This is a genomic window from Microcystis sp. M53603_WE2 (assembly GCF_030065435.1).
Map to the genome: position 1 here is coordinate 1 of NZ_JASJFF010001296.1, position 7,633 is coordinate 7,633.

Sequence of the window (7,633 nt, forward strand, 5' to 3'; positions counted from 1 at the left end):
GGGGCAACCAGCGTCGATACCAGTCAAGTAACTATTGGGTGAAGTCGAACAGCTGTTAACCTCTGGTAAAAATCAAAAATTGTTGTTAGGGTTAGGAGTCAGTAGCCAGTAGTCAGTAGTCAGGAGAATTAAGAATGAAATAATAATCAGTTAAATGGTCTATTTACAGATTTTATGCCATTTAATCCTTATTTTTGACGTTTTTGAACCCTCAAAAGTTAATTATGCAAGAGGTTTATTATAAAAATGTCCAATCAGTCCTCACCTAACTCCACAGAAATACAAGAAATTTTCGATCGGATCGCTCCCGAATATGACCGACTTAATCAAGAATTAAGTTTAGGATTACACCGCGTCTGGAAATTAATGACAGTCAAATGGTGTCAACCCGAAAAAGGCGATTTTGCCCTTGATATCTGTTGTGGCAGCGGCGACCTGACTAACCTATTATCAAAACAAGTGGGCAAAACCGGCCAGGTGATCGGACTAGATTTTTCCCCACAACAATTAAAAATCGCCCGTCAACGTTTTAGCGCCACTAATATTAACTGGATGGAAGGGGATGCCCTCAATTTACCCTTTGCCGATTCTAGCTTTGATTGTGCCACTATTGGCTATGGATTACGCAATGTGGTCGATATTGCTCAATGTCTCGGGGAATTATACCGAGTCCTGAAACCGGGTGCTAAAGCGGCGATTCTGGACTTCCATCAACCCACCGAAACCATCGCCAAATTATTCCAGAACTGGTATCTCGATCATATCGTCGTTCCCGCCGCCGAGCGCTACGGTTTAACTGACCAGTACGCTTATATTAGTCCCAGTATCGATCCCTTTCCCCAGGGCCGAGAACAGGTAAAATTAGGCTATCAGTCGGGATTTTCCAGTGCTGTTCACTATCCACTCCTAGCAGGACTGATGGGAGTGTTAGTCTTGAAGAAATAACTCACTCACATTTCCGTTTATTTTTTGCTGCTAAATTGAATCTCCCTACTCTTTGGACATGGATCTTACCGCCGATCGCGGGGGCAATTATTGGCTATTTTACGAACGATGTAGCCATAAAAATGCTATTTCGTCCCTACAAGGCGATTTATATCGGTAAGCGTCCTCTTCCCTTCACTCCGGGGTTAATTCCTCGCAATCAAGATCGATTAGCTGTTCGGGTATCGGATACGATCATGGGTTCCCTGTTAACTCCCGAGGAATTACAAAAACTGGCTAAACGACTCCTCGACACCGAAAGGGTACAGGGGGCGATACTCTGGCTGTTACAATTAGCTTTAAAACAAATAAAAGGCGATCGGCAAGCAAAAACAGCCGAGATTTTGGCGGCGATTCTTCATGATTTATTCGGGGAATCTTTAGCGAGATTACTAAAAGTTTTAGCCCGACGGCAGGACTTTTTAGAAAAACAGATCAATCAAATTTTTGATCGCCTAGTCTTAGAATTTTCTCTCAGTGAACAACAGGCGCGACAATTCTCCGATTGGCTATTAGAAACCGTCCTACCTGCTGATGTTATCCGTCTAGCTTTGATCGATTTTTTAACCGATCGCAATATTCAAGTTATCGATGAAGGATTTCGGGAAAAAACCAGTGGAACCTATTGGGTAGTAGCCAATTTATTCGGTTTACGCAATGCCCTGGCCCGCTTACGCACTTTTTGCCTTGATGAAAAGGATTTAGCTAATACCAGAATCAAAGAATTATTACTATCTTTAGAGATGCGTAATCGTCTGAAAAACTGGTTACAAGGTATCTCTTTGCAAAATTTACCTATCTCCACCGTCAGACAATTGCGTAAAACCACTAGAGACACGGTGCGAATTTATATTCAAGAAAGTGGCGAACAATTTCTGCAAGATTTTGGACAAACGATCGACTGGGATCAAATCGCTAATTTAATTATTAATCGTCTGCAATCCTCGGTGTCAATGACTACATCATTAGGGGTAATTAGTCAAGAGTTAGCGTTAATTTTAGAGCGTTATCTAGAGGAAGATTTAGAGAAATTAGTCGCCCAAATTATCCCGATTCTCAACATCGATCAGGTAATCCGCGATCGGGTAAATGCCACTTCCCCTGCTGATCTGGAAAATGCTATTCAAGGAATTGTTAAACAGGAATTACAGGGAATTGTTAATCTTGGTGGTATTCTCGGTCTTCTAGTTGGACTAATACAAACAATTATTTTAATTGCACAGAATCCGGGGTAATAATTAGGGTCTGCTGAAAAAGTTTGTTGGTGGGGGCAGGGTGTGGGGTGTGGGGTGTAGGGTGTGGGGTGTGAATTTTCCCCGTGAAAAAGCCTTAATCTAACAAGGTTTTTAGATTTATTCAGCAAGCCCTAATTAGGTGGGTTAAACTAAGTTAACCCACCGGAATCATCCCGTTTATTTTTAAGGTAAAATCAAAAAACTTCCCTGACAGAAAAGAGTTTTATCGTCGAGAATAAAAGATTTAATCTCCACATCTTTGCCTAAATCGACGGTAAAAGGTTGCAAATCAATAGATAAATCTGGGGCTAAACCTTGCCATTGTCGGGGACTAATCCCTAAAGTGCGGGCATCTTTTAAGGTAATATCAGCAGTAAAAATTACTTCTGCACCTGTTTCTCTATGGCCGAGAAGAGAGAAATAGCCCTGATTTAGAAGAACATTTTTCCAGTTAAAACGCTGTTGTGAGATAATTTCTCTGGCGTTAACAATTCCGTTATTTTCTAGGGAAAAAATTAGTAAATCGGCAAAAGCATTAACTAAAATAGTCGAGGCGATCGAATTATTTAAATCCTGCTCGTTAATTTCCACCTCACCGCTAACCCGAATAGGTTCCAAAATTTTTAGGGGTTTCCCTCGCAAAACCTGCCCAATATTAAGACGAATATTTTCCCCTCTTAATTGCGCTTTACCTAAATGTAAACCTTGATAAATCGCTCTTCCTACGGCTAAAAATACCCCGGGGATATAACCGCGCAAAATTTGCCGATCATGACCGTGCAGCTGCATTTCTAAATCTTCTATCTGTTCTACTTGCGTTCTTAAGAACAGACGTACTGCTGGCGGCAAAACCTTACTAATAATCTCACTTTGAGTATTGACCCACATAAACGTTATCTCACTCACTCCACAATTTTTCCAATTGTAACAGAGCTAGATCGATCGAACCATGAGGGGCTGCCGTCAGCTATCGGTTATAGGTAAAAACTTCGCTACTTTCTTTTCACTGATTACTGATTACTGATCACTGAAAAGCCGCTAATTTTTAGGTTTTTGAGGGGTTGAGGGAATTAAAACGAGGGGAAAGATAGGCGACTAAAACTCCAAGGGCAAAACCGATTAAATTGCGGAAAAGGGGCAGTAATTCACTGGTGCGAGTAACCACCGGTCCAATACCAAAAGCAACAAAGAGGATAAACCAGAGGGGAGAGACAATTAAAACCCATTGCCAAGCGAAAACCTGTCCTTCTTTGCGAGGAATACCGGCAAAACCGAAGACTAAACCGCCGACAATTGAGGTAATTAAAGTTAAAATCCACTGTTCCTTCGGTAAACCGGGGACCACCGCACAACCACCTTTAACTAAACAGCCTTTTACCGTGTCCAAGGATTGTACGATCGCGTTATTTTCGCCATTTTCCCGGACAAAATACATATTACCGAAACGGGCCTGTAATTCGATCCAAAAAGTGCGGGGTAAAAATTCATAGACGGCATCACCAATACTAAAAGATAGTAGATTACCGCCGCGACCATCGGCCACTAGGAGAATACTTTTATCATCCAATCCCCAGAAATTAATCACTGCCCGGCCGGGGCTGCGGTCATATTGGGTTAAAACTCGCATTTTCCAGCCGGTTTCCCCTTGAAATGTCTCGATATCTCGGATTAATGCCTCTTCCTGTTTTGCGGGTAGATAATTGGCTAAATCAACGATCGGAGTGGCTTGATTGGGCAGTAATTCGGGATTATTCACCGCTAGAGCTTGATCCGGGCAGATAATCCAACCCAGACAGCTAATGACACCAATTACAAGAGCGATCGAGATTCCTCGGCAAAAACGATTGAGCATAGCACTTCTAGACAATGAGAATTTTTTCAGCAAGGGTGTAGGCTAACTTTCAGTTTCTTTACACTTATTTACTTTATCTTAAGGGAATTCTCAACTTTAGTCACCCAGTTAGGGACTTGCGCTTTGATAATGTACCTTTTGGGCGAACGCAGTTCGCCCCTACATTGTGGACAAAATCCGTTACTGTAGGGGCGCAAGGCTTGCGCCCTCCGATCGCCCAGGTTTGCTGATCACCCTAAGTAGGGGGAGAGCCTTTGAGAGTCCCCGCAGCTAAGGGACTTGCGCTTTGATAATATGCCATCTGGCCGGCCTGATTCTTCTACAGAGCGATTTTCTGGCTAGGATATTATTCCCACGCAAGTCCCTTATCGGTCATCAGATGCGAGTTTTCAGTTCACTCTCCAGAAACTCAACTCAAGCTGATGAGGTCTCAACCAGTTGCATTAACTGGATCTTTTGCCAAAATGGAGTAAATATAGTAGCGGGGGGATGGTCAATGACAGCACAGGAAGTATTAGAGTTAATTCAACGGGCAAAGGACGAAAGAGCGAGGAAGTTGGATCTGTCCAAAAAAAACTTAACAGAAATTCCCCCCGAAATCGCTGACCTCACCTCCCTGCAACTCCTCGACCTCAGCAATAACCAAATCAGCGAGATTCCAGAAGCACTCGCTCACCTCACCTCCCTGCAACGCCTCTTTCTCTACAATAACCAAATCAGGGAGATACCAGAAGCGCTCACTCAACTCACCTCCCTGCAATACCTCTATCTCAGCAATAACCAAATCAGCGAGATTCCAGAAGCGCTCGCTCAACTCACCTCCCTGCAACTCCTCGACCTCAGCCATAACCAAATCAGGGAGATTCCAGAAGCGCTCGCTTACCTCACCTCCCTGCAATACTTCAACCTCAGCAATAACCAAATCAGCGAGATTCGAGAAGCACTCGCTTACCTCACCTCCCTGCAAGACCTCGACCTCAGAAATAACCAAATCAGGGAGATTCCAGAAGCGCTCGCTCAACTCACCTCCCTGCAATACCTCTATCTCTACAGTAACCAAATCAGGGAGATTCCAGAAGCGCTCGCTCAACTCACCTCCCTGCAACTCCTCGACCTCAGCAATAACCAAATCAGCGAGATACCAAAAGCGCTCGCTCAACTCACCCCCCTGCAAGTCCTCTACCTCAGCCATAACCAAATCAGGGAGATTCCAGAAGCGCTCACTCAACTCACCTCCCTGCAAATCCTCGGCCTCACCAATAACCAAATCAGGGAGATTCCAAAAGCGCTCGCTCAACTCACCTCCCTGCAAGTCCTCTACCTCAGCAATAACCAAATCAGGGAGATACCAGAAGCGCTCGCTCACCTAGTCAACCTGAAGCGATTAGTCCTCGAAAATAACCCGATTACCAACGTTCCCCCGGAAATTATTCGTCAGGGATGGGGTAAAAAAATGTTGGATGATGGCAACCCGCAGGCGATTTTTAGTTATCTCAAGGATAAAGGGAAAAAACGCCCTCTTAATGAGCTTAAAGTTTTATTGGTGGGGGAGGGGGATGTGGGGAAAACTTCCCTGTTAAAGCGGTTACTGCACAATACCTTTAATTCCGGAGAACCCAAGACCCCCGGCATTAATATTGAAAAGTGGCCACTGCCCCAAAAACCCGATATTCGCCTCAATATCTGGGATTTTGGCGGTCAGAAAGTGATGCAAACCACCCATCAGTTTTTTCTGACTAAACGCAGTCTTTATCTGCTTGTCCTCGACAACCGCAAAAACGAACAGCAAAACCGTCTGGAATACTGGTTAAAACTCATTGAAACCTACGGAGGCAATTCTCTCGTGATTATCGTGGGTAATTGTGCCGATGAACATCCCCCCCAAGTTAAGATCCGCACCCTCCGGAAAAAATATCCCCAAATCACCAAGCTAATCGCCACTTCCTGTAAAACCGGTGTGGGAATCGAGCAACTTGTGCAGGAAATCGCCTCTCAAATCGATGCTATTCCCCATATCAAAGATTCATTGCCTAATAGTTGGTTTGAGATCAAAACTCAACTAGAAGCGATGCAAAAGACTTATGACTTTATTTCCTACGAAAAGTATCAGGAAATGTGTCAGACAGCCGAGATTAAAGAGGCCAGCGATCAAAAAAGTTTAGTGCAGTTTCTCCACGATCTCGGTATTGTCCTTAACTACCAAGATGATCCGCGACTGAATGAAACCAATGTCCTGAACCCGGAATGGGTAACTGACGGTGTTTATGATATTCTCAATAATCACGATTTGATGGTGCAAAAAAAGGGCATTCTTTCACTGCCAGATCTGGAAAATATTCTCAAACAACCCCAACGTTATCCCGAAAATAAACGCGGATTTTTGATGGATTTGATGGGAAAATTTGAACTCTGTTTTCCCCTTGATGGGTACAGTCCCGCTCGCTATCTAATCACCGATCTTCTACCCATCGATGAACCGGATGTGGATAGCTACGAAAACGCACCTTTACACTTCCAGTACCGTTATGATATCCTGCCCGGTAGAATTATTTCCAGCTTTATCGTCCGTAATCACCAGATGATCTATAAAACCATGCGTTGGCGTAGTGGTGTGGTTCTGACAATGGATCTTAATAAAGCTTTGGTGCGTGCCGACGAGGAAGATAACTACATCAGCATAAAAGCCCAGGGTTCCCGTGCTAGTGCGCTTTTAGCTATTATTAAGACAGATTTTGACAAAATTCACGCTACTATCCCTAATTTAGCCGTACAGGAAAAGTTAGTGATTCGAGAATTGCAAGGGGAAAAACCCACCGGGGTAGAAGTTCCCGTCGATTATCTCCATCTGATAAAACTCGATCACCAAGGTGTCGTGGAGGCAATTCTCCCCGGTTTGCGCGGCAAATATAATATCCGCAATATCTTAGAAGGGGTGGAATCTAAGACAGAAAGAGCAAGAGATATCGATATAAAGGAGGAACGTAGCCGCAAAAGCCGAGAAAATCGCCCTATGAGTCCCAAAACGCCAGAAACTCCCAATCTCCTGAAACCTAGTCTCGCTTTGTTGCTGGTTTTAGCTGTGGTTGCTTGTATAGTTGCGGTGATTGCCCATTTTGTGCCAGATTCAAAGCATATTACCAGCGTTTTGACAATTATTTTTATCTTTGCTTTTATTGTCTTTGTGTTATTGCTCTTGACGGGTAAAATCAATCAAACGACCTTTAATCAGCTTTTTGAAGTTTTGTCGCGATTTATCCCTACTTTTAAAGGACAAGAACCCAAAACCAACAACGATGACACCCCCCAAGAAACCCCCAAATCGGAGCAGTAAAGATTTGCTTACCACAGAAAGGTAACTTAGGCGAAAAAGTTTACAAATATTTAGGGTTTGCTGAATAAATCTAAAAACCTTGTTGGATAAGGCTTTTAGACTTTTTTTCCCTCAAAAAGTGCCTACCATTGGAGTGATCGGGGGGAAAATTCCTGGACTTTTTCCCTGAAAATTAGGTAGTTGACCACCTGAAAATCGCTAAAACCCCACACCCTACACCCTACACCCCAC

The 7,633-nt window shown here is 43.6% G+C and carries 5 protein-coding genes; 3 read left to right on the plus strand and 2 right to left on the minus strand.

The features are described from left to right. Positions 1-246 precede the first annotated feature (246 nt). Together ubiE and PX481_RS27100 are read left to right on the plus strand one after the other, a co-directional pair. The gene (gene ubiE, locus PX481_RS27095; protein ID WP_288097036.1) at positions 247-945 is read left to right on the plus strand and encodes a bifunctional demethylmenaquinone methyltransferase/2-methoxy-6-polyprenyl-1,4-benzoquinol methylase UbiE; all 699 of its coding nucleotides are present in this window, start codon (positions 247-249) and stop codon (positions 943-945) included. Between the two features lie 35 nt (positions 946-980). Beyond that, entirely contained in the window at positions 981-2,219 is a 1,239-nt protein-coding gene (locus PX481_RS27100; protein ID WP_002758258.1) for a DUF445 domain-containing protein, read from the plus strand. A 183-nt stretch (positions 2,220-2,402) separates the two neighbouring features. Here PX481_RS27100 and PX481_RS27105 read toward each other — a convergent pair whose 3' ends face one another. Both PX481_RS27105 and PX481_RS27110 read right to left on the minus strand, forming a co-directional pair. Beyond that, on the minus strand, positions 2,403-3,107 hold the full coding sequence (locus tag PX481_RS27105; protein ID WP_288025145.1) for an LmeA family phospholipid-binding protein: 705 nt from the start codon (positions 3,105-3,107) through the stop codon (positions 2,403-2,405). Positions 3,108-3,264: 157 nt separating this feature from the next. Continuing rightward, the gene (locus tag PX481_RS27110; RefSeq protein ID WP_002758255.1) at positions 3,265-4,071 is read right to left on the minus strand and encodes a TPM domain-containing protein; all 807 of its coding nucleotides are present in this window, start codon (positions 4,069-4,071) and stop codon (positions 3,265-3,267) included. A 496-nt stretch (positions 4,072-4,567) separates the two neighbouring features. Between PX481_RS27110 and PX481_RS27115 the strand changes: the two genes are divergently transcribed. Continuing rightward, on the plus strand, positions 4,568-7,402 hold the full coding sequence (locus PX481_RS27115; protein WP_288097040.1) for a leucine-rich repeat protein: 2,835 nt from the start codon (positions 4,568-4,570) through the stop codon (positions 7,400-7,402). The last annotated feature ends 231 nt before the right edge of the window (positions 7,403-7,633 follow it).

Excerpts from the sequence above, each read along its gene's own strand:
- ubiE (WP_288097036.1), top strand. The coding sequence starts at position 247 with ATGTCCAATCAGTCCTCACCTAACTCCACAGAAATACAAGAAATTTTC.
- PX481_RS27110 (WP_002758255.1), bottom strand. The coding sequence starts at position 4,071 with ATGCTCAATCGTTTTTGCCGAGGAATCTCGATCGCTCTTGTAATTGGT.
- PX481_RS27105 (WP_288025145.1), bottom strand. The coding sequence starts at position 3,107 with ATGTGGGTCAATACTCAAAGTGAGATTATTAGTAAGGTTTTGCCGCCA.
- PX481_RS27115 (WP_288097040.1), top strand. The coding sequence starts at position 4,568 with ATGACAGCACAGGAAGTATTAGAGTTAATTCAACGGGCAAAGGACGAA.